This is a genomic window from Caulobacter hibisci (assembly GCF_016135805.1).
Classification (GTDB): Bacteria; Pseudomonadota; Alphaproteobacteria; order Caulobacterales; family Caulobacteraceae; genus Caulobacter; species Caulobacter hibisci.
Genome location: NZ_JADWOX010000021.1, coordinates 79,581 through 100,767 on the forward strand (window position 1 = coordinate 79,581; position 21,187 = coordinate 100,767).

General features: G+C 65.8%; 19 protein-coding genes. 8 read left to right on the forward strand and 11 right to left on the reverse strand.

Annotated features, from left to right (window positions below; all coding sequences use genetic code 11):
• The first annotated feature begins 136 nt into the window (after nucleotides 1-136).
• The 5 genes from I4Q42_RS22255 to I4Q42_RS22275 are packed head-to-tail and all read left to right on the forward strand — an operon-like array spanning nucleotide 137 to nucleotide 4,267.
• Nucleotides 137-607 (forward strand): SRPBCC family protein, encoded by a 471-nt coding sequence (locus I4Q42_RS22255; RefSeq protein ID WP_198578288.1) that lies wholly within the window; start codon nucleotides 137-139, stop codon nucleotides 605-607.
• Nucleotides 604-1,065, forward strand: a complete 462-nt coding sequence (locus I4Q42_RS22260; RefSeq protein ID WP_198578289.1) for an iron-sulfur cluster assembly scaffold protein — start codon at nucleotides 604-606, stop codon at nucleotides 1,063-1,065. The genes I4Q42_RS22255 and I4Q42_RS22260 overlap by 4 nt, the downstream gene beginning before the upstream one ends.
• A 54-nt stretch (nucleotides 1,066-1,119) precedes the next feature.
• Nucleotides 1,120-1,371: a membrane protein insertion efficiency factor YidD gene (yidD, locus tag I4Q42_RS22265; protein WP_198578290.1), complete on the forward strand. Its 252-nt coding sequence runs from the start codon at nucleotides 1,120-1,122 to the stop codon at nucleotides 1,369-1,371.
• Nucleotides 1,368-3,344, forward strand: coding sequence for a threonine--tRNA ligase (thrS, locus tag I4Q42_RS22270; protein WP_198578291.1), 1,977 nt, complete (start codon nucleotides 1,368-1,370; stop codon nucleotides 3,342-3,344). Before yidD ends, thrS begins: the two co-directional genes overlap by 4 nt.
• Nucleotides 3,344-4,267, forward strand: a complete 924-nt coding sequence (locus I4Q42_RS22275) for a glycosyltransferase family 2 protein (protein WP_198578292.1) — start codon at nucleotides 3,344-3,346, stop codon at nucleotides 4,265-4,267. The genes thrS and I4Q42_RS22275 overlap by 1 nt, the downstream gene beginning before the upstream one ends.
• Before the next feature lie 7 nt (nucleotides 4,268-4,274).
• Here the strand turns inward: I4Q42_RS22275 and I4Q42_RS22280 are convergent, their stop codons facing one another.
• The 5 genes from I4Q42_RS22280 to I4Q42_RS22300 all read right to left on the reverse strand — a co-directional run bounded on the left by I4Q42_RS22280 (nucleotide 4,275) and on the right by I4Q42_RS22300 (nucleotide 8,963).
• Complete coding sequence (locus tag I4Q42_RS22280; protein ID WP_198578293.1) at nucleotides 4,275-5,930, reverse strand: DUF4166 domain-containing protein; 1,656 nt, start codon at nucleotides 5,928-5,930, stop codon at nucleotides 4,275-4,277.
• On the reverse strand, nucleotides 5,927-6,355 hold the full coding sequence (locus tag I4Q42_RS22285; RefSeq protein ID WP_332873134.1) for a thiol-disulfide oxidoreductase DCC family protein: 429 nt from the start codon (nucleotides 6,353-6,355) through the stop codon (nucleotides 5,927-5,929). Before I4Q42_RS22285 ends, I4Q42_RS22280 begins: the two co-directional genes overlap by 4 nt.
• Nucleotides 6,352-6,885, reverse strand: a complete 534-nt coding sequence (locus tag I4Q42_RS22290) for an SRPBCC family protein (protein ID WP_232793351.1) — start codon at nucleotides 6,883-6,885, stop codon at nucleotides 6,352-6,354. Before I4Q42_RS22290 ends, I4Q42_RS22285 begins: the two co-directional genes overlap by 4 nt.
• Before the next feature lie 82 nt (nucleotides 6,886-6,967).
• Nucleotides 6,968-7,957, reverse strand: coding sequence for a UDP-glucose 4-epimerase GalE (gene galE, locus I4Q42_RS22295; RefSeq protein ID WP_198578296.1), 990 nt, complete (start codon nucleotides 7,955-7,957; stop codon nucleotides 6,968-6,970).
• A gap of 127 nt (nucleotides 7,958-8,084) precedes the next feature.
• The gene (locus tag I4Q42_RS22300) at nucleotides 8,085-8,963 is read right to left on the reverse strand and encodes an isoaspartyl peptidase/L-asparaginase family protein (RefSeq protein ID WP_198578297.1); all 879 of its coding nucleotides are present in this window, start codon (nucleotides 8,961-8,963) and stop codon (nucleotides 8,085-8,087) included.
• A gap of 68 nt (nucleotides 8,964-9,031) precedes the next feature.
• Between I4Q42_RS22300 and I4Q42_RS22305 the strand changes: the two genes are divergently transcribed.
• Nucleotides 9,032-10,030 carry an NADPH:quinone oxidoreductase family protein gene (locus I4Q42_RS22305; RefSeq protein ID WP_198578298.1) on the forward strand — a complete coding sequence of 333 codons (999 nt, stop codon included), beginning with the start codon at nucleotides 9,032-9,034 and terminating at the stop codon, nucleotides 10,028-10,030.
• A gap of 188 nt (nucleotides 10,031-10,218) precedes the next feature.
• Nucleotides 10,219-11,118, forward strand: a complete 900-nt coding sequence (locus I4Q42_RS22310; protein ID WP_198578299.1) for a WecB/TagA/CpsF family glycosyltransferase — start codon at nucleotides 10,219-10,221, stop codon at nucleotides 11,116-11,118.
• 426 nt (nucleotides 11,119-11,544) lie between these two features.
• Here the strand turns inward: I4Q42_RS22310 and I4Q42_RS22315 are convergent, their stop codons facing one another.
• From I4Q42_RS22315 to I4Q42_RS22340, 6 genes are all read right to left on the reverse strand, one after another.
• Nucleotides 11,545-11,823 carry a hypothetical protein gene (locus I4Q42_RS22315; protein ID WP_198578300.1) on the reverse strand — a complete coding sequence of 93 codons (279 nt, stop codon included), beginning with the start codon at nucleotides 11,821-11,823 and terminating at the stop codon, nucleotides 11,545-11,547.
• Nucleotides 11,824-11,889: 66 nt separating this feature from the next.
• Nucleotides 11,890-12,564 (reverse strand): sugar transferase, encoded by a 675-nt coding sequence (locus I4Q42_RS22320; protein WP_232793353.1) that lies wholly within the window; start codon nucleotides 12,562-12,564, stop codon nucleotides 11,890-11,892.
• Nucleotides 12,565-12,892: 328 nt separating this feature from the next.
• A complete protein-coding gene (locus I4Q42_RS22325; RefSeq protein ID WP_198578301.1) occupies nucleotides 12,893-14,032 on the reverse strand; it encodes a glycosyltransferase in 1,140 nt (379 codons plus the stop codon).
• Nucleotides 14,033-14,067: 35 nt separating this feature from the next.
• Nucleotides 14,068-15,519, reverse strand: coding sequence for an O-antigen ligase family protein (locus tag I4Q42_RS22330; RefSeq protein WP_198578302.1), 1,452 nt, complete (start codon nucleotides 15,517-15,519; stop codon nucleotides 14,068-14,070).
• A 40-nt stretch (nucleotides 15,520-15,559) separates the two neighbouring features.
• Nucleotides 15,560-16,708, reverse strand: coding sequence for a glycosyltransferase family 4 protein (locus tag I4Q42_RS22335; protein ID WP_198578303.1), 1,149 nt, complete (start codon nucleotides 16,706-16,708; stop codon nucleotides 15,560-15,562).
• A 31-nt stretch (nucleotides 16,709-16,739) separates the two neighbouring features.
• Entirely contained in the window at nucleotides 16,740-18,305 is a 1,566-nt protein-coding gene (locus I4Q42_RS22340) for a TolC family outer membrane protein (protein WP_198578304.1), read from the reverse strand.
• Between the two features lie 438 nt (nucleotides 18,306-18,743).
• On the opposite strand from I4Q42_RS22340, the gene I4Q42_RS22345 reads away from it, so the two are divergent.
• Nucleotides 18,744-20,570 (forward strand): hypothetical protein, encoded by a 1,827-nt coding sequence (locus I4Q42_RS22345; protein ID WP_198578305.1) that lies wholly within the window; start codon nucleotides 18,744-18,746, stop codon nucleotides 20,568-20,570.
• The last annotated feature ends 617 nt before the right edge of the window (nucleotides 20,571-21,187 follow it).

The following is a 21,187-nucleotide window of genomic DNA, read 5'->3' on the forward strand; positions in this document are numbered from 1 at the left end:
TCACGTGAAAGCGGAACCAGGGGTTCCCGCCACAAGGGCGGGAATGACGGGAGAAGGGGAAGGAGGATAAAGCGGCAAGAGACTCCACGCGGTTCACACCTGTAGCTCCACCCCCTGGATGTGCTAGATCGCGGCCATGAAACGCGCCGTCGAGCACCGTATCGGGGTCCAGGCCCCCGCCGAGATCGTCTGGGAAGTCGTGTCCGACTTCGACCGCTGGCACGAGTGGAACCCGCTCTACGTCAAGGCGGCCGGCCAGCTGAAGATCGGCACGGCCCTGACCCTGGAAGAGGCGATCGGCGATCGTCCGGTCAAGGTGATCCAGCCGATCGTCCAGGACTGGGTGCCCTATGAGCAACTGCACTGGCGCTCGCAACGCCTGGGCGGGTTCGTCACCGCCATCCGCTACATCGAGGTCGAGAACATGGGCGACACCAACGCCACCTTCTCGAACGGCGAGCTGTTCATGGGCCTGCTGGTCAAGTGGATCGGCAAGGACGAGCGCAAGGCGCTGCGGGCGGCGTTCACGGCCATGGGCGAGGCGGTGCGCGACCGGGCCGAGGCCCTCTGGCGCGAGCGCTCGGCCGCCCCATCTGAAGCCGGATGATCGACGATCTATACAGCGCCAGGATCCTGACGCTCGTGGCCAACCTGCCGCGGGCGGGCCGCCTGCCTGCGCCTGACGCCAGCGCCGAGAAGACGGCCAAGCTGTGCGGCAGCCGCATCCTCGTCGATGTCGTGGTCGAGGACGGCAAGGTCGCCGACTTCGCCCAGGAGGTTTCGGCCTGCGCGCTGGGCCAAGCCAGCGCCGCGGTGCTGGGGGGCAACGTGATCGGCGCGGATCTTTCCGAACTTGAGTTGGCCCGCGACGCCCTGGCCGCTATGCTGAAGGCGAACGGTTCGCCTCCTGCGGGCCGGTTCGCGGAGCTCGCCGTGCTGGAGCCGGTCAAGGACTATCCCGCCCGTCACGCTTCGACGCTTCTGGCGTTCGAGGCCACGGTCGAGGCTGTCCGGAAGGCCACAGCCGCCGCCCAAACGCGAACTAGCAGCGCCGGCGCCGCTTGATCGGAGCTTTTCGCGGGTGCGATAAGTCCCCGACTCCGTTCGCAAAGCGCCGGCATGAGCTTTTATGACCGCACTGTCGACCTGGGCCTGCGCGCCTACAAGTTGACGCTCTCGCCTCTCATCGGGCGCCAGTGCCGCTTCCTGCCGACCTGTTCGGAATATGCGGCCCAGGCGCTCAAGGATCACGGACCCGCCAAGGGGTCCTGGCTGGCGTTGCGACGGATCTGCCGATGCAATCCGTTCGGCGGCTGGGGATACGACCCGCCGCCGCCGCGCCAGCCGCGTAAATGGATGTGTGAAGAATGATCGATCTGGTTTTCCCCGACGGCTCCTCCCGTCAGTACCCCGACGGCGCGACGGGTCGCGACGTGGCGGCCGCCATCTCCAAGTCGCTGGAGAAGAAGGCCCTGCTGATCAAGCTGGACGGCCAGGTGCTCGACCTCGACCGCGCCCTGACGCCCGACCTGCTGGCCGGCGAGCGCAAGTTCGAGATCCTGACGCGCGACGCGCCCGAAGCCCTGGAGACGATCCGCCACGACACGGCCCACGTGCTGGCCGAGGCCGTGCAGGAGCTGTTCCCCGGCACGCAGGTGACGATCGGCCCGAACGTCGAGGACGGCTTCTATTACGACTTCGCCCGCGACGAGCCGTTCAGCCTGGATGACCTGGCGACGATCGAAAAGCGCATGAAGGAGATCGTCGACCGCGACGAGAAGATCACGCGCGAGGTCTGGGACCGCGACGAGGCCATCAAGCATTTCGACGAGATCGGCGAGCAATATAAGGCCCAGATCATCCGTGACCTGCCGGGCACGGACACGATCACGGTCTATCGCCAGGGCAATTGGAAAGACCTCTGCCGCGGCCCCCACCTGCCGTCGACCAAGCATGTCGGCAAGGCCTTCAAGCTGACGAAGCTGGCCGGCGCCTACTGGCGCGGTGACCAGAACAACGCCCAGCTGCAGCGCATCTACGGCACGAGCTGGGCCTCGGAAGCCGATCTCGACGCCTATCTGAAGCGCGTCGAGGAGGCGGAGAAGCGCGATCACCGCAAGCTCGGCAAGACGATGGACCTCTTCCACATCCAGGAAGAGGGCAAGGGCATGGTGTTCTGGCACCCCAAGGGCTGGGCGCTGTACCTCGAGCTGGAGGCCTATATGCGCCGCCGTCTCGACGCGGCCGGCTACAAGGAAGTGAAGACGCCGCAGATCCTCGACAAGAGCCTGTGGGAGAAGTCGGGCCACGCCGAGAAGTTCGGCCACGCCATGTTCATGTGCGAAAGCGCCGAGGGCGAGGTCCTGGCCGTCAAGCCGATGAACTGCCCCGGCCACATCCAGATCTTCAACGTCGGCCAGAAGTCCTACCGCGAACTGCCGCTGCGCATGGCCGAGTTCGGCGCCTGCCACCGCTACGAGCCGTCGGGCGCCATGCACGGCATCATGCGGGTGCGGGCCTTCACGCAGGACGACGCCCACATCTTCTGCCGCGAAGAGCAGGTCACGGAGGAATCCGCCCGCTTCATCGAACTGTTGCGCAGCGTCTATAACGACCTGGGCATGGAACTGGCGGACGTGAAGTTCTCCACGCGCCCGGAGCTGCGCGCCGGCACGGACGAGGTCTGGGACAAGGCCGAGCACGCCCTGGCCACGGCCGCTGAGGCCGCCGGCGAGCGCCTGGTCGACCAGCCCGGCGAGGGCGCGTTCTACGGCCCGAAGCTGGAGTTTTCGCTGAAGGACGCCATTGGCCGCGTCTGGCAATGCGGCACGCTGCAGCTTGATTTCGTGCTGCCGGAACGTTTGGACGCCGAGTACGTTGCCGAAGACGGATCCAAGAAGCGGCCGGTGATGCTGCATCGCGCGATCCTGGGGTCGTTCGAGCGGTTCATCGGAATTCTTTTGGAAAACTACGCGGGCCACCTGCCGCTTTGGTTGGCGCCGACCCAGGTGGTCGTGGCCACGATCACGTCCGACGCCGACGAATATGCGCTGGCTGCCGTTGAGCGGTTGACGGCGCTTGGATTGCGCGCGGAAGTCGATTTGCGTAACGAGAAGATCAACTACAAGATTCGCGAGCACAGCCTCGCCAAGGTGCCGGTGATCGCAGTGGTGGGGCGTAAGGAAGCTGAGACGGGCCATCTGGCCCTGCGTCGCCTCGGCGGCGAGGGTCAGCAGATCCTGTCGCTCGACGAGGCGCTTTCGGTGCTCGGCCAGGAAGCCACGCCGCCCGACCTGGCGCGCGCCAGGGCGCCGGAAGCCGCGCAAGAAGCCGCGCAGGTCTGATGAACAGCATTCTCCCGTCCTTTACGGTCTTCGCCGCAGGCGCACGCCCCGCCAAGCCCTTGGTTTCGGTGGTGATGGTCGTCTATCGGACGGGAGAAGCGCTGGTCGACAGCATCCGCCACGTGCTGGCCGAGCCGATGGTCGACGAGTTCGTCATCGTCGATAACGGCTCGCCCCCGTCCGAAGCCGAGATGCTGCGGGCGCTGGGCCTGACCGAGCCTCGCGTGCAGCTGCTGCAGGGCCACGGCAATGTCGGCTTCGCCAAGGGCGCCAACCTGGGCGCCTCGATCGCCCAGGGCGAATATCTGGTCTTCATCAATCCGGACGCCAACCTGCAGCCCGATTGCGTGCCGGCCATTGTCACGGCCTTCCGCGACCAGCCCACGCCGACGGTGATGGGCGCCCGCATCATGAACATCGACGGCACCGAGCAGCGCGGCGCGCGGCGCGGCGAGGTAACCCCGGTCACCACCCTGATGAGCCTGTCGCAGCTGAGCCGCAAGGTGAAGCGCTTCGCCGGTTTCGAGATCCACCGCGAGCACGAGCCTCTGCCGTCCGCCCCGACCCCGGTGCCGACCATCTCGGGCGCCTGCTTTGCTTTGCGGCGGCGCGACTTCGACGCCCTGTCCGGCTTCGACGAGGGCTATTTCCTGCACGTCGAGGACGTCGACCTGTGCTGGCGCGCTCGCCAGGCCGGCGGCCAGGTGCTGTTCCATCCCGACGCCCGCGTCGTCCACCTGGGCCACACCAGCCTCGAGCACCCGGTGAAGGTCGAGTTCCACAAGGGCGTGGGCCTGTCGCGCTACTTCATCAAGCGGGCCGATAACTGGCAGCGCTACATCCTGGCGGTGATGCTGGCCCCGCTGATCCTGGCCCTGTCGGTTTGCCGCCCGGCCATCAACGCCCGCCTGCGCAAAGGCTGAGGCGGGCTCAGCCTTTCAGGCGTCCCGCATAGCCGAAGATCACGCCCAGCCAGGGATGGGCGACCAGAACCCGGAAGCGGTAGGTCCCGCCGCGCGCGAAGGTCCGGGCCCGCACGCGCGGCCCCCAGGCGGCGGGCAGGGGCAGCGGCCCCAGGCGCCAGCTTTCGAAGATCCAGGAAAAGCCGCTCGGATAAGGGGCGGCGTGGAAGCGGAAGGTCAGCGGGCCGACCGTCTCCTCGAAGGCGAACGGATCGTCGGGCGCCGCCATGATCTTCGAGCGGAAGGTCCGCGCGCCGAACCGCCGGGCCCAGGTCTCGCCGCCGGCCTGCGGGACGATGCTCACCTCCAGGGCGTGCAGTCCGGGCGCGGGCAGGCCCTGCAGTCGCCTGGCCAGCGCCGCCGGCCCGCGTCCGCCGCGGGCCCGGGCGCCGCCCTGCGACGTCAGGGTTTGCTCGCCCCCGTGGGCGTGCCGCACCACCGGCGGCAGGGCGTCGAAGGCCGACCCCAGCACGCGGGGGAAAAGGCCGGGCGCGACCGGGGCGGCGCGGTCGATCCGCGTCCGGATCGGCAGGCCGGCCAGCGGCGCCAGCAGGGCCTCCAGCGGAGCGAGGCCCACGCAGGCGCCGGCCCTCGGCGGTCCCAGGGCGTCGTCCAGCAGCGCAGCGACCATGGCCGCCGCCGGGGCGGCCGGCACGTTGGGTCCTGCGCCGTCCTCGGCCCACAGGCTCCAACGGGCCGCGACCGGGGCGCCGGCGCCATCCAGACCCTCGACCCGCACGGTCATGCCGCCCCGGTCAGAGCCCAGCGGCGCCGCCAGGCCGGCGCCGGCGTTCAGCAGCACCGCCAGCGGCTCCAGCGTCGGCAGCAGCCGCCAGCGGCGCAGCAGGCTCAGCGCCCACAGGCCCAGATGCAACGGGGCCAGCTCCAGCCCCGCCCCGAACAGGGCGTCCCGCGTCGGGGCGTAGCGATGCTTCAGCTGGTCGAGGTCGGGCGTCTCGGCCAGGCTGATCCAGCGCTGTCCCAGGCCTGGAAAGGCCACGCGGCGCGGGGCGCTCCAGCCGGGTCGCACGGTCTGCTCGCCATCGATGAACACCGCCACCGGCCCGCCGGCCCAGCGCAGGATGGCCTGCACCACCGACAGGCCGCGCGGCGCCCGCGCCCCGGGCGAGATCGCCGCGTCGATTCGGTCGATCCGCGTCCAGCCTTCGGTCAGCCGGTCGACGGCGGCGCAGGTCAGGGCGGGGGTCGAGCTGGCGCCGGTGATCGCCCAGCGCCGGGCCGCCTTGACCGGAACCGCCAGGCGTTCGGAAAAGGCGGCGACGAAGTCGCGGGCGTCGGCCAGGTCGACGAAATGCGCGCCGGCCGCCAGCGCGGCGGAGGGAAAGGTCGCGTCCTGGCCCTGGAACGGCCCGGCCGCATCGACCACGACGAAGGGCGCGAGAGCCGCCAGCGCCGTCGGCCGGTCGCGATCGACGACCGCGACCGAGATCCTGGCCGGCGAGCGGCTTCTGGCCAGCTCGGCCTGCAAGGCCTCCAGCGGGGCAAGCCGCCGGGCGGCCAGCACCAGCTCGACGTCGGGCCGCCTGGCCAGCATCCGCGCCAGCCGCGCGCCGAACACGCCGGTGGCGCCGACCAGCACCACGCGCTTCATCGAAGGGCTCATGCGGCGGGTGGCTCCAGCACGAAGCGGGCCCGCTGCGCCGGCGTTGGAACCATGCAGGTCGCCTTCTTGCCCATCAGCCGGTAGCGGTTGGCGGCGATCCAGTCATAAACCGCGTCGCGCCAGGTCTCCGGCAGCACGCCGATGACCGCCAGCCACGACCAGGGCGCGCCCAGCCGCCTCAGCAGCGCCAGCACCGCGGCGCTCTTCTCCAGCGCCCGGCCGCCGTCGATCAGCAGGAAGCTGGCCGGATCGTCCGGATCGAGCCCGTGGGCCAGGGCCAGTTGGCGGCCATAGTCCGACTGGATCGGCGTGAACCAGACGATCCCCTTGCGGTCGATGGCCAGCACCGTCTGCACCGAACCCGAACAGAAGTTGCACACCCCGTCGAACAGCCACAGCGGTTCGGGTGGAGGAGCGAGCGTCACGGGCGGGTCTCCAGGCATTCGCGTTTCAGGGCCAGCAGGGCGGCGGGCACGTCGCGGCGCATGGCGGCGGCGGCGAACTCCGACGGCAGGCCGAACGGCGCGCTGGCCCGGTTCTCGTAGATCACCCGCGTGCCTGCGCCCTGGTTCAGCGGCGTCAGCAGCCAGCGGCCCTCGCAATCCTTGATGTCGCCGTCGATGCAGCGGAAGGCGATGCGCCGCACCGGGTCCAGCTCAAGCCGCGAGATTGAGCGCAGCAGGGGCGAGAACAGGCCGCGTTTGATCTGATGTTCACGAGTTTCCATACGTCCGTCGGGCGAACGCTCGAGCACGATGCAGCGCTTGACGCTTGGCGTCATCCGGCGCGCCCGCGAGCAGTCGAGGATCACCTTCCAGACGTGTTCGGGCGGTGCGGCGATATCGATTGTGGCCCGCACCTCGCCGCGACCGTCGGGGCCGGCTCTCACCTCGGCGGCGACTTGGGGAGAATTGTCCGGGCTGGACGCCGCCACGCCCGGGGACGCGGCGGCCAACCACAGGAGGGTGAGAGCCAAACCTTGCATGGCGTCGAGGCTAGAGGGTTTTCGCCACGCCGTGAAAGCCGCTTTCGGCGGATCAGCGCGCCAGGGCCGTGGCGCCATTGGCGTGCCAAGCCCAGGCGTGTTCGATAATGTCGTTGAGGCTATAGCGCGGGGTCCAGCCGAGCAGCTCCCTGGCCTTGCTATTGTCGGCCACCAGGCTTGGCGCGTCGCCGTCGCGCCGCGGCGCGGGCTCCAGCGGGAACGGGCGGTTGGAGCGTCGCTCGATCGCGTCGACCAGTTCCTTGACCGTGGTGCCGGTTCCGGTGCCCAGGTTGAAGACCGCGCTGTCCTTGCCAGCCAGCAGCCATCGCAGCGCTGCGACATGGGCGTCGGCCAGGTCCAGCACGTGAATGTAGTCGCGCACGCAGGTGCCGTCGCGGGTGTCGTAGTCGCTGCCGAACAGCGTGAACTTGTCGCGCTCGCCTCGCGCGGTGGCGATGGCCAGCGGGATGGCGTGGGTCTCCGGCTCGTGCTTCTCGCCGATGCGGCCTTCCGGATCGGCGCCGGCGGCGTTGAAATAGCGCAGCGCCACCGAGCGGAAGCCCTTGTAGCGGTCCATGTCGCGCAGGATCTCCTCGACCATCAGCTTGCTGCGGCCATAGGGATTGAGCGGCGCCTGGGGATGGGTCTCGTCCATCGGCACCCGCACCGGCGCGCCGTAGGTGGCGCAGGTCGACGAAAACACCAGCTTGTCGATCCCGGCGCGTCGCGCGGCCTCGATCAGGGTGAGCGATCCGCCGACGTTGTTGGCGTAGAAGGAGCCGGGCTCGGCGACCGAGAAGCCGACCTCGATGAAGGCCGCGAAGTGGATCACGGCGGCGGGCCTGTGCTTGGCCAGCACCTCGTCCAGTCGCGTCGCGTCGTTGATGTCGCCGACTTCCAGTGGTCCCCACTGGACGAAGCTTTCCCAGCCGTTGGACAGGTTGTCGTAGACCACCGGCGTGAAGCCGGCCTCGGCCAGCCGCAGGCAGGTGTGCGAGCCGATATAGCCCGCGCCGCCGGCCACCAGAATGGTGTCACCCAAGGTCGCACTCCGTTTCAGCGAAAAATCAAAGTTCGCTACAGGCTCTTCTTGGCGGAGGCCCTGTATTGGTCAAGGGTTATTCAGCGAGATCGTGCTCTATGACGGCTTTGTCTTGGGTGTCGCCTGTTCAGAAGGCCTCGGCGATGATGGTTCCGTCGGACAGCAGGGCCGCGCGCTTGAGGCCGCTCGACGCGAACGGCATGGCGACATTGCCCTCGCGGTCCACCGACACCAGCCCGCCGTGACCACCGAGCTCGGCGACGCCCGCGATGGCGCCGGCGGCGGCCTCGTCCAGGCTCTGGCCGCCGAAGCGGATGCGGTGGGCGACCTGGGCGCCGACGGCGGTGCGGATGAAATATTCGCCCTGGCCGGTGCACGAGACGGCGGCGAAGCCGTCGGCCCAGGCGCCGGCGCCGATGACGGGGCTGTCGCCCACCCGGCCCGGCAGCTTGCCGAACACGCCGGCGGTCGAGGTGGCGGCGGCCAGGCGGCCGTCCTGGTCCAGGGCCACGCAGCCGACCGTGCCGGTGGGCAGGACGTCGGGGGCGGCGTTGTCCTCGAAGGCGCCGGCGCGGGTGTAGTAGGCTTCCGGATCCTCGACCATCTCCAGACCCTGGGCGCGGGCGAAGGCCATGGCGCCCTCGCCGGCCAGCATCACGTGCGGGGTCCTCTCCATTACCGCCCGGGCGGTCCGGATCGGGCTGGCGAAGCCCTGCAGCGCCGCCACCGAACCGGCCCGGGTCGTGGCCCCGTCCATAAGGCTGGCGTCCAGCTCATAGACCCCGTCGGCGTTGGGCGAGGCGCCCTTGCCGGCGATGTAGAGGCCCGAGGCCTCCAGCGCCGCCACCGTCTCGACCACCACGTCCAGCGCCGGGGCGCCGGCGGCCAGCCGCTCGCGCCCGGCTTCGATCAGACCGCGCATGTGGGCGATCTCGACCGAATAGTCGTGGCCGCGCTTGGCGCCGGCGCCGCCGTGCAGGGCGAGAGTAAAACGGTTGTTTGACATTCTGCTTCCTTGGCCGCGCGGCCTGCGTTAGCGTCGGCGTTCTAAAGAAAGAATGCGGGAGAAGCGAGATGAAGGCGGTGCTCAGCAAGGCGGTCGGCGGACCCGAGACCCTGGTGCTGGAAGAGCTGCCCGATCCGACTCCCGCGCCCGGCCAGGTGCTGATCGACGTCAAGGCCTGCGGGGTCAACTATCCTGACCTGCTGATCATCCAGGATATGTACCAGTTCAAGCCGGCCCGCCCCTTCGCCCCCGGCGGCGAGGTCTCTGGCGTGGTTGCGGCCCTGGGCGAAGGCGTCTCCACGCTTTCAGTGGGCCAGCGGGTGCTGGCCTCCACCGGCTGGGGCGGCATGGCCGACAAGCTGGCCGTCGAGGCCGCCCGCTGCACGCCGATCCCCGACGCCATGCCCTTCGACGAGGCCTCGGCCTTCATCCTGACCTACGGCACTTCGTACTACGCGTTGAAGGACCGGGGCTTCCTCAAGCCCGGCCAGACCCTGCTGGTGCTCGGCGCGGCCGGCGGCGTCGGCCTGGCGGCGGTGGAACTGGGCAAGGCCATGGGCGCGCGGGTGATCGCGGCGGCCTCGAGCCAGGAGAAGGTGGACCTGGCCATCTCCCGCGGCGCCGACGCCGGCGTGGTCTACGGCCGCGGACCGTTCGACAAGGACGGCCAGAAGGCCCTGGCCGACCAGCTGAAGGCCGCCTGCGGTCCGAACGGCTGGGACGTGGCCTATGACGCGGTCGGCGGCGACTATTCGGAAGCCACGATCCGCGCCGCCGGCTGGGGCGGCCGTTTCCTGGTGATCGGCTTCCCGTCGGGCATTCCGAAGATCCCGCTGAACCTGACCCTGCTGAAGTCCTGCGACATCGTCGGCGTGTTCTGGGGCGCGGCCGTGGCTCGCGACCCGGCCGGCCACGCGGCCAATGTCCGCGAGCTGATGGACCTCTACGCCGCCGGCAAGATCAAGCCCTACGTCTCCGAGCGCTTCCCCCTGGAGAAGGCTGGCGACGCCATCGCTCACCTGGCCAGCCGCAAGGCCATGGGCAAGGTGGTGGTGACGGTGGGGTAGGGGCCGCAAACTCCCGTCATTGCCGCCCCTGTGGCGGGAATAACGCGTGGAAGAGGTTTCTTCTCCGCCGTCCATTCTGAAACACCATCAAAATCATACGGTTAAATCTCGCTAAGGACGTCCTTTAGCGAAGCGGTTAGGGCAACGGGGCTATTGCTGATCTTCGAATTGTCGGAGGCGGCGTTCAGATGTTCCTTCCCGCTCGCGACGCGTTTCCCACGGAGCCGCGTCGCCCGTTTCGCATGAGCCGTCGTCCCGAAGAGCGCGTGAAGGTGCTCGGGGGCGAGATGGATCTGGTGCGCCCGGAAGAGGTCTTCCACTTCGTGGCGGGCCGGATCTCGGCGGGCAAGGGCGCGATCGTCGCCAACCACAACCTGCATAGTCTCTACCTGCTGCAGAAGGACCGCCAGGTCGTCGACTTCTTCAAGGAAGCTGACCTGATCGAGGTCGATTCCGTGCCGCTGATCTTCTGGGCCCGCATCGTGGGCCGGGCCAGCCGGCGCTTCCACCGCTGCACCTATCTCGACTGGCGCAACGACTTCTGGGCTCGCGCCACGCGCGAGAACTGGAAGGTGTTCTTCGTCGGCGGCGCGCCCGGCGTCGGCGACAGCGCCCTGGAGGCCATCCGCAGGGACTGGCCGACGGCCCGGGTCGAAAGCTGTCACGGCTATTTCGACGTTACCAACGGCTCGGCCGAGAACGAGGCGGTGATCGCCAAGATCAAGGCCTACAAGCCCGACGTGCTGCTGGTCGGCATGGGCATGCCGCGCCAGGAGAAGTGGCTGCTGGAGAACCACAAGAAGCTCGACCCTTGCGTGGCCTTCACGGTCGGCGGCGCCTTCGACTACGAGGCCGGCGTCCAGCTGGCGGCGCCGCGCTGGATGGGCCAGGTGGGCATGGAGTGGCTGTTCCGGCTGATGGTCGATCCGCAGCGGCTGTTCACGCGCTACTGCGTGGAGCCGTGGCATCTGTTCGGTCCGGCCATGGTCGACGCCAAGAACGCCCTTGCGCGTCAGTTGAAGCCCGGCCAGAAGAAGAGCGAGGTCTCGCCCGAAGCCTATCGGCGCGTGCCAGCGCTCGAACCTTAACCTGATGTCCGTGGGGGACCTATGGGTTTGAAAATCGACATGCCGCGCCGGCGTGCGGCGGAACAGTCGAACGCCTGGCAGCGCGTCTCCGCTGCGGCGGGGCTCGCGGGCTTGGTGCTGGCCTGGGCCTTGATGCTGGTGCCCTGCGCCCTGTGGCTGCTATTCAGCCTAGTCGCCCGGTGCTGGGCTGGCATTGTGCGCCCATTGAACCGCGGCCTTGGCGCTTCGCGAGGCTAGATCCGGCACGGGGCGTCAAGCGCTCGGGCGTTGAGAGGCTATCTCCCGCGCGCGAAGACCCTCTGATTGCGGTGGATATTGTCGCGCCGAGGGCGGCCTTTCGCACGCGAAACGTTTTCGCATCTGCACCTCAAGGCGCAAAGCGAGGCTCATGTCTGGCCTCGGCGGTATGAAAACGGCCGGCGCGCCTCAGAAAATAAAGCCGATGATAGCGGCCCAAAGCGCCGCGGTTCCCCCCACGACGACCACTACGCGCACGGCGAGCGGAAGCGGGCGAACCGTCGGTTCCGCAACCCTGCTTTCGAGCCAAGCCTGCGCGGCGATGGCGGGCGAAATCTCGCTAGGTGCGTCCTCGCCGCCGGCAAGCCGCACGTTGCGGCGTGTTTCCCCTGCCTGAGCCTGCTCGGCAACCATGTCGCCGGTCGTCGAGGCCTTGGTGTGAGCACCGGAATTCTTGAGCGCGCGCATGATCACCTCTTTAGTTGATCATGGCTTGGCAAGCCTTAATCGCGCCTTTGAAGTCGTGCTTAATTGTCAGTAAGCGTTGCTGTGGAAGGGGGTGACGAACAGGGTCTTGATGAGAATCCAGAGATCGAGGAGGAAGCTCCACTCTTCGATATAGTTGTTGTCTTCGCGGATGCGTTCGACGATCTGGTTATCCGAACGAATTTCGCCGCGCAGACCCTTCACCTGGGCCAGGCCGGTGATGCCCGGGCGAACCCGGAAGCGCATGGGATAGTTGCGTACGATGCGGCCAAAGTGCTGATCATGCGCCAGAGCGTGGGGTCTGGGGCCGACAAGCGACATGTCGCCCATCAGGACGTTCCAGAACTGAGGCAGTTCGTCGATGCTGAGCCGGCGCAGCACCGAGCCGACCCTGGTCACGCGCTGATCGGTTCGCGACGCCTGAGAAACCTTGGCTCCATCTTCCAGCACGGTCATCGTGCGGAATTTCAGGATGCGGAATTCAACGCCGTCCAATCCGGTTCGACGCTGGCGAAACAGGATCGGGCCGCCAGACTCCACAAAGATCGCGATCGCCACCAAGGCGAAGGTCGGAAGGAAGAAGACGAGGAGGAACGCCGAAAGCGCGATGTCGAGGCCGCGCTTCATGCGGCTCATGGCTGCCGGAGAGCTGGCGGTTTCGACCGCCTGGCCTTCCTTGCGCGGCGTTGCCATCGCGATCTCTTCACGCCCAAGATCATACATCGTGTCAGCTCCCGGAAGACGCCGGTCAAAAAGCAATAACTAAGCCAACCAACCGCGTTGATTTTCGATCGCACCGCTGGCGTGCGGCGCTGATGAGCCAAATGTTACATCGACGACTAATTCTGGCACGTTGCGAATGGGCTGTTCTACCTATTACGCCCAAAACGCGTAATCTGCCTATCCATTCCATACATTTGGAGCGTTCTGCGGTGAACGGACAATTTTGCATCTGCCCCGTATCGAAACAGTACGATCTTGATGTCGCGGCGCCAAGATCGCATGATGCGAAGAAAGAACAAGCTTGAGCATAAGCGGCCGGCTACCGATTTCAGCCCCCTGCCGAAGTTGCCTCGAATAAGGTCCAGTACTGCTCGGTTATGATCGGTGCTGCGAACGTCTCGGCGCGTGTGCGGGCCAGTTCACTCAAGCTTGAGCGTAGAATCGGATCCGTCAGTCTGGCGATTCCGGCCGCCAGCGGGGCGGTCCGGTTGAGGGGGGAAAGTAGTCCGTAGGTCGCCAGGGCAGGCGCTTCGGCTTGGGGATCGACGGCGCCATCCAGAATCTCGGCGGGACCTGACGGGCAGTCGGACGCCAAGATCGGCAAGCCGAGCACCATGGCCTCGACCATGGCGTTGGGGAAGCCCTCGTTCAGCGAAGCCGAGATATAGGCGTTCGCTCGTCCTACCACCGAAAACGGGTTCGCCAGGAAGCCCGGCATGTGGATCCGGCCCTCCAATCCCAAGCGACGGATCTGAGCGTGAAGCGCCGGCCGCAGAGAGCCGTCGCCCAAGATCACGAGGTCGGAGGGCGGGTTCGAAGCGGCGTAGGCGTCGATCAGTTGAGCAAAGTTCTTGCTGGGCTCCAGCCGCCCCACCGCCACCAGGAAGTCGGCGGGCAAGGCGATCGCCGGCGGCTCGGCCGCGGCCTGACGGATGCGTTCGAGTGGGTAGGGGTTGAAGATTGTCTTGGCTAAGCACGGCGGTACGCCGAAATTGGCGAGGAGATCGGTGGTCACGCCGCTCGACACGCCTAGAACTACCTTGGCGTTGCGATAAGCCGCTCGCAGCGCCAAGCGAAGCACGGCGAGGGGCGTTGGCTTATAACGCGCCTCCAGGTGCGACGACAGGTGCATGCGTTCACAGATGATCAGCGGGAAACCCTGAGCCCAGGCCGCCAGGCCCGAGGCCAGATTGGCCCGCACCAGGAAGCTTACGACGAGGTCGGGCTTGAGGCGGGCAAGCAAGGCGTTGAGGCGCAGGACGCTACGCAACGCGCTGCCTCGGCCATCGAGAGTGTGTTTGATCACATAGGCCGGAAAGGCGCGTGCTTCCGGAAGGTCATCGAGCAGGACGAGGTGCAGTTCGTAATGTTTTATCCGGTCGCCAACACCCGACAAGATGATGTCGAGGGCGCGCTCGGCGCCGCCTTGGCCAATCGAATTGATTACGAAGACTAGTCGCTTTCGCACGAGCGCGCCCCCAGGTGTCGCCGCATTGCTGCGGCTCAGGAGGCCGTGATGGCTGCGCCGAAGTGCGAGCGCGCCTCGGCCTCCTCTTGGCGACGGCGCTCGGCCTTGCGGCGGCGTTCGCTGGCCGTGAAGCTGGCCACGGTGGCGCCGCAGAGCACGCCATAGAAGATAACGCCCTCGATCATCCATAGCGGCATTGTGGCCATGTTCAAGATGAAGAAGCTGGCATGGGCGGCGAGCAGCAGTAATCGCGAACCGTCAGTCACGCGGGCCGCCAGGACGATCATCCAGGTCCACAGGAACAACGTGGCGAACACGCCGAAGGCGCCGATCTCATAGAGAGCCGAAATCAGAGTGTTGTGGGCGTAGGTCGAAAACGTGCCCTGCCAGGAATTCACGCCGAGGCCGAAAGCGTGCTGGATTGGCTTGGCGTCTGCGTAGCCGAGCAGATAGCCGCTCCAGATGAATGGGCGGCCCGAGAGCAACCGGCGGTCCTCGGAGGTGAACTGATCCTGGGGCTTGATCAGTTCGGTGCGCTGTTCGTAGGCCGTACCGATGTCAGCGAAGCGCTCGGCGCCGGCGATTGCGCCGATAAGGATGATCAGCGCCCCGACGACGCCCATCGCGCCGGCGATGAAGGGGCGTTGCTGAGGTACGAAACGACGAACCACGCCGTGCATGAGCGTGGCTACCACTAGGGGGCTCATGGCGAGGATGGCGGTGCGATAGTTGGCCAGCACGATGCCTGCGCCGCACAGCAGCAGTAGGAGGAGCTTCATCGCCGCGCCGAAACGGCGGCCCAGGCAGACGACCAGCAGGCCCGTGGCCAAGGCTACCGAGAAGGCTGCTTCGTGATTGAAGCCGCCGATATAGCTGGCCGAGCCGTCGCTCTCAGTGGCCTTGGCCGCGCCTAGCATCACCGAGATCGCCTGTAGGCCAAACGGGACGATGAACGGCCAGAGCATGAACTTGAAGAAGGAGTCCGCACCCATGTCCTCAATGGCGTCGACCGTGGCGAGCACGACGACGGCCAGATAGATGAATTTGACGATCGTATCGGCCGTACCGGCCATGTTGTCGTTGACGGCGGCGCTGGCGAGCAGGGCCGCCAGCATCACGTAGAAGGGCGACAGGCCAACGTCGAAAATCTTTCGGCTGCGGATAATCAGCAGGCCGACGGCGCAGATCGCCAGCGAACCGAGCGCGTTCCAGGACAGCCCGAGCGGCGAGGCCGCGAAGGTGAAAGTGTGAAAGGCTGAAAGGATGTAACGCAGCCAGACCGCGAAGACGACGAAGCGCGTGGCCCGAGTCGGCGCCTTCCAGGCCACCAGCGCAATCACGACGGCGAACGCTGCCGTGGCGGGGATCAGGGCGAACGGAGGAAGCGAGCGGCCTACGGCTAGAGTCTGATCCATGATCGTCCTTAGCAAACCTGTGTTCTGCTTACCAGTTTCAGCCTTTTCCGAAGGCGCAATCCACGCCGCCATGGGCCGGTCTGATCGCCTTTGCGGCCTATCTGGCGAATCTTCAGCATGGCGGCGAGCGCGCCGCCGTCGGCGCGGCGTTCGAGCCGTCCAGCTGGGCGTAGAGAAGAGCGTGTTCGGCGGCGCTGCTGTCGGAACTGTAGCGCGTGCGCAAGGTTGCTATGTCGACCTTGTCGCCCTGCCGACCTAGAGGGCCGGAAAGAACGTCGGCCATATGTCGGATGTCGCCGACGGCAAAATAGGCGGACTCGGCGAGTGCGAATTCCCGGTGGGCTGGAATGTCGCTCAGCGCCACGCGGCTGCCGGCGATCAGGGCTTCCAGCACGACTAGTCCGAAGCCCTCCATTTCGGACGGCTGTATAAAGAGCCCTGCAGAGCGATAGAGCGCCTCCAGCTCGCCGCCGTTGCGGTAACCAGCGAAGATGACCCGTGGATGGCGCTTGGCCAGCAGTGATTTGGCATAGTTGCTGTCCTCGACGGCGCTGCCCACAATCACCAGCGGCGGCGCATCGGTCGCGGCGCGCTCCATCGCTTCGACAAGGTCGTGAAACCGCTTGGTGGCGTCCAGACGGCCGACGGCCAGGCTGTAGCGGCCGACCTCCAGGCCAAGCTCGGCCAAAACGCGTTCGCCAGCTGCGGCGTCGTGCTCGGATCGGGGCGCACCGTGTCGGATCGTTACGGTCTGCGCGGCGGCGTTAGGGTGGCGCTCTAGGAACTCGTCGCGCAGGGCGTCGCTGACGCAGATGACCCGGTCCGCGAAGCGGGCGGCGATCACCTCGCCGGCCATGAGGAACGCCCGCGCGACGAGGCCCCACTTGGGGCGGGCGAAGTCGGCCGCGTGGTGGGTCACGATCGTGCGCATGCCCAGGAGGCGCGAGAGCGGCGCGAAGAAGGCAGGTCCGATGCCGTGCAGGTGGACCAGGTGCGCGTTCAGCCGGATGCGCGCGTACAGGATCGCGAACAGCGTGTGCAGCGCGGCCTCGCTGCCCATGCCGCGGGGCGCCCAAAGGCTGGTTACGCGCACGCCCTTGAAGTCGAATCCGCCGCTCGGCGTGTAGCGCCGGCGCGCTATGAGGAACAACTTCGCATCCGGAGACAGCTTCGCAAGATCAGGATAAAGCCGCTCGCAATGCGTTTCTATACCCCCGATTACGCCGGGCAGGCCTCGAAGGCCGATAACAGCAATTCGCATTCTGCCCAGCCCAGGAAACGGCCCTGGTTCCTTACGGCTTCTCGTTCATCGTGTCCATGATGAGCTGACCGACCACGTCCTCGCGCTCGGCGTCGATCGGCACGCTGACGCCGAGCGGGCGCGCGGGAGGGGGGGGCGCAGCGGGGCGCATCGCGGCGGGCGCGGCGGCAGGGGTCAGCATGGGCTTGAATTCGCGATCACGGGGGCCGGTCACGTTGTCGACGACGGAGATCAGCGGTTCCCAGGGGGTCCAGCCCTTGCGCTTGACCTTGTCGAAGTGGGTCTTGGGGTCATAGGCCTGAAGGCCGTCGACGAGCTTCGCGGCGCTGAGCCGCCCCATAGCGTTCAGCAGGGAGGCCTGGCCGACGAAGCGGGAGTACCTAGCCTGGACGATAAGCAGCTGGGCCTCAAGCAGGCGCTGTTCCTCGTTGAGCACTTCGAAAAATGAGCGGTAGCCTTCGCGATACTCGAGGCGGGCGCCTTCGGACGAGGTCTGCGACGCTCGCACCGCGTTGGCGCCGTAATTCATCTGCTGGTCGGCGACGACGATCTGGTTCCAGCTTGTGGACACTGACTGGAGCGCGGCGCGTCGCGCGAGTTCGATCTCCGAATACAGCGCCTCGTGGTTCTGCTGCGCCTCGCGGACGAGCGATCGATTATAGCCGCCGGCCAGCAGCGGCATGCTGAAGCCGACGCGGCCGATCAGCTCGCTGTCGATATTGGCCCTTTCGAAGGGTTGGGCGCCAGTTGCGACGTAGTCGCCGCTCAAGGATACGGTTGGGCGCGACTGGGCTCGGGCCGAGCGGACGTTGGCGCGCCCCACCTTCTCGTTCATTACCGCGAGCAGGACCGACGGATTGTCGGCTTCGGCGTTCGCGAAGGCTTTATCGAGGTCGGTGGTGTCATCCTGGATCTCCGGCTCCGGTTCCAGGGTGCCGGGATTCTGACCCACCAAGGCCGCATAGGTGGCGCGGCTGGCTTGCAACTGCGCCTGGGCTAGGGCGAGCGCGGCCTGCGAACTGGCAAGCTGCGCCTCGGCCTGGCCAAGGTCAGTGAGGGTGCTGTCGCCCCCCTTGATCCGCCCGTTGGTTTGGTCGACCTGGCTTTGGAACGCCGAGACGGTGCGCGTGCGGATCGCCACGATCTGTTCGTCCCGGCGCACGGCCGCGTAACTCTCCATCACGCTCAGCAGGATTTCGCCTTCGGCCTTGCGTAAATTTTCCCGTCCGGCGAGGACCGTAGCCTCGGCGATCGAGATTTCGGCCGCCGTCTTGCCGAAGCTGGACAGTACTTGTGTCGCAGAAATCGAAGCTTCGGCGTTCGTGAAGTGGCGATCATCCAGAAAAGTCGGAGCGCCCTTGATCGAAAGCGTGCTTTGAGTGACGGCTCCAATCGTGACATTCGGACGCAGGCCGCTCTTCGCCTGCACGTATCGCTCATCCAGAGCGCGTAATTGCGCCCTCTGGCTCACCAGGCTGGGATTGGTTCGGTAAGCCAGCGCAATTGCTTCCGCCAAACTCTCGGCATGTGCGGTTGCACCAAGGAAAGTCAGCGCCGTGGTCAAGGTGAGCGTGGAGATGCAGACGGAGCGTGCCATTTTTCGCCTTCCAATGACCTAGTCTAGCGCGGGCGCTAGATTTTCCTGAGGCCTGATCATCGCCCGACAACAAGCAAAAATGAACAGTAATTCTTGGCCTGGTCAGAGGCTATTAATCTCTTGATCGGGGTAAATGCACTCTTAATAGCGGAAAAGTAGCGGCGCTGTAGTCTGAAAAATAAGGGAAATTCGCAGGTCGCGCCTTTTGTCGACTAGAGATCTCAACCCCGGCGAGTGGTCTTAATTCCGGATTCATCTCGTTTGTCAAGACATAATCAGCGGCGGTGGCAGAATTTTGGAGGCCTGGGCTGAGGGCGCCCGTCACCTTCAAAACGAGCCAATTTCGCAATGTCTACGATGTACATCTCCCCGACCGGCTCTGGGAACCGTAGCGGTTCTGACTGGGCGAACGCCGCCACTATCACCAGTCTCGACACCATGATCAAGAAGGCCGGCGCCGGCGGATCTGTCCTGCTGCTTGCCGATGCCGGCGACTACAAGGTATCCGGCCCGATCAACATCACCGCCGCCATGAGCGGCGCTGGCGTCACCATCAAAGGTGTCACCAAGGCGGGCGCCGACATGGACGCCCATATCGAAGGCACGCGCCCCGCGACCTACAGCGCCACCAACGCCGCCGGCAACGAACTCTTCAAGTTCCAGGCGGGCGCTTCCGGCCTGACCTTCGAAAACCTGTCGGTCGCGAACACCGGTACGGTCTTCCGCGCCGCGGGCGACGTGAGTAACATCACCATCCAGCACATTGAAGCCGACAATGTTCAGCGCTTTTTCGAAGACTACGCAGGCGGCTCCAACAAGACGGCCACCGTCACTGGCCTGACCATCCGTGATGTTGACGTCGAGGGCTTCTCCAAGGGAGTCATCCGTCTGCAGTATAACAGCAGCAACATCCTGATCGAGGACGTCCGCGGCGACAGTGAGCGGCAGGATGGTGACGATTTCGCTATCGGCGTCCACCTCGCCGGCACCGTCCATGACGTGGTCATCAGCCGGACGACCATGGAGAATGCAACCGCCACCACCACGGGCACCTACTGGAACGGCGACGGCTTCGCCACCGAGTCCCAAGTCTACAACGTCACGTTCAAGGACACGATCTCGCGCGGCAACACCGACGCAGGCTACGATCTGAAGTCCAAGTCGACGACCCTGATCAACGCCCTGGCGGAGGACAACTCGCGCAACTATCGGGTCTGGGGCGACGTCGTGATGGTGGACTCCGTCGGCTTGGATCCCGACAAGCGTGGTGGGGCCACCAACAGCCAAACCCAGGTGTGGGTGGCGGCTGGCGCCAAGCTGGATATCAAGGGTGGCTACTTCTCCGACGCGGGCACCGGGACCAGCGTCTTCTATAATGAGGGCGGCAAGGTCACTCTTTCGGGCACGGATGTCACTTACTCGGCAACTGGCGCCAAGCTGGTCGTCGGTTCGGCTGTGACGGGTCTGGCGGCTTCGGATGTCACCAAGGTGGACGCTGTCGGCAAGACGTCTTCCACCGCCGATCTGGGCGTGGTGGTTTACAAGGCCACGGTGACCGAAAACGAGGGCTACACCTCGATCAAGGCCACGGCGACCGGCGAGGTGTTCTCCGCCACCGCCAAGTCGGAACACTTCATTTTCGATCAGACTGCGAAGATGGGCTCCGACGTCATTCAGGGCTTCGGCAAGAATGATGTGTTGGTCACCACAAAGAAGCTCGCGGATGGTAATGGTGACGGTCTCATCGCCTTCGGCTCGAACAATGTGATCGACCTGGGTTACAAGGCTGGCAACGTGAAGATCGCTGGCCTTGCCAGCGTGCGCGCTCTGGGTCAGACCGACGAGGGTTTTGTTTACGGCGTCGCTTCGGTGCGTCCGAAGGGGGCTGTCGAAAGCAAGCTGGGCGTCTCCGACACCCTCCAGGGCGACAAGGCAGACAAGGCCGTCAACAAGTTCTTCTTCGACACCGCTCTCGACCTGGGGCTTGGCGAGGACAAGATCGTGTCGATGGGGGTCAAAGACATCCTGGTCACTACCGCCAAGCTCAGCGATGGGGCTGCGGGCTCCAAGCTCACCGCGACCTCGGCTTCGGCGGGTTTTGATCTCCACAAGGGCGCCCACGACCTGGGAGGCGTGCTGATCACCGATACGGCTGGTTCGGCGGTCAATGTCATCGAGTTCGACGGTTCCAAGATCGTCGGCGGAGTCGAGTACTTCGTCTACAGCCTGGTGGGCAGCGCAGCGGGCGTGGCTGATCTGGCATGATGATACGTACGGCGACGCTCGCTCATCGAGCGTCGCCGTTCCGAGCCACCCCGGCCGTCTGCGGCCGGAAGGGGCGGCGAGCCATGGCTCGCCGCCCCTTTTTATTTCAAGCCGATCCCCGCCGGCGGGCTTGCGACGGGTTGCCGCGCCACTGGCCTGCTGGTGTCGGAAGGCTGATCTCGCGGACCTGTCTCTGCAAAAACAGTTCGAAGGCGGCTTGCGTCGGCAAGGACTGGCTCGTGCTGATTTCGCTAGCTTAGAAGCGTCCAGAAGCCCATCGGCGTCGGGCTGCGACATAGTAACCTTCCAAAGCACTAGTAATGTGAAAGCTTGACCAAGAAATTGATTATATTTTACTGGGCCGTTGGAGAGCTTAAGTCATTAGAAACCGCATTTTAGACAAATTTTGACAGAGTTAATTTGTAATTAAGGTATCAAATTAAGAAGCAGGAAATGTTTCAAGCCCGATAGTCCACATGTCAGGGGCGCTTATTACCGAAATATATCTCGGTCGCCTGCATTAAAATACTCAGGCTTAACTCGGGCGCTAAGGGCGCCGCAAGCTTCGAGTGGGTTTGCAACATTGCTGGAGACGGGTGATGACTTCTATTAGCGGT

Coding starts and splice junctions, on each gene's coding strand:
- I4Q42_RS22275 (WP_198578292.1), top strand. CDS start 3,344: ATGAACAGCATTCTCCCGTCCTTTACGGTCTTCGCCGCAGGCGCACGC.
- I4Q42_RS22255 (WP_198578288.1), top strand. CDS start 137: ATGAAACGCGCCGTCGAGCACCGTATCGGGGTCCAGGCCCCCGCCGAG.
- I4Q42_RS22330 (WP_198578302.1), bottom strand. CDS start 15,519: ATGGCGGCGTGGATTGCGCCTTCGGAAAAGGCTGAAACTGGTAAGCAG.
- I4Q42_RS22345 (WP_198578305.1), top strand. CDS start 18,744: ATGATCAAGAAGGCCGGCGCCGGCGGATCTGTCCTGCTGCTTGCCGAT.
- I4Q42_RS22335 (WP_198578303.1), bottom strand. CDS start 16,708: ATGCGAATTGCTGTTATCGGCCTTCGAGGCCTGCCCGGCGTAATCGGG.
- yidD (WP_198578290.1), top strand. CDS start 1,120: ATGAGCTTTTATGACCGCACTGTCGACCTGGGCCTGCGCGCCTACAAG.
- I4Q42_RS22310 (WP_198578299.1), top strand. CDS start 10,219: ATGTTCCTTCCCGCTCGCGACGCGTTTCCCACGGAGCCGCGTCGCCCG.
- I4Q42_RS22300 (WP_198578297.1), bottom strand. CDS start 8,963: ATGTCAAACAACCGTTTTACTCTCGCCCTGCACGGCGGCGCCGGCGCC.
- I4Q42_RS22260 (WP_198578289.1), top strand. CDS start 604: ATGATCGACGATCTATACAGCGCCAGGATCCTGACGCTCGTGGCCAAC.
- I4Q42_RS22305 (WP_198578298.1), top strand. CDS start 9,032: ATGAAGGCGGTGCTCAGCAAGGCGGTCGGCGGACCCGAGACCCTGGTG.
- thrS (WP_198578291.1), top strand. CDS start 1,368: ATGATCGATCTGGTTTTCCCCGACGGCTCCTCCCGTCAGTACCCCGAC.
- I4Q42_RS22280 (WP_198578293.1), bottom strand. CDS start 5,930: ATGAGCCCTTCGATGAAGCGCGTGGTGCTGGTCGGCGCCACCGGCGTG.
- I4Q42_RS22340 (WP_198578304.1), bottom strand. CDS start 18,305: ATGGCACGCTCCGTCTGCATCTCCACGCTCACCTTGACCACGGCGCTG.
- I4Q42_RS22320 (WP_232793353.1), bottom strand. CDS start 12,564: ATGTATGATCTTGGGCGTGAAGAGATCGCGATGGCAACGCCGCGCAAG.
- I4Q42_RS22315 (WP_198578300.1), bottom strand. CDS start 11,823: ATGCGCGCGCTCAAGAATTCCGGTGCTCACACCAAGGCCTCGACGACC.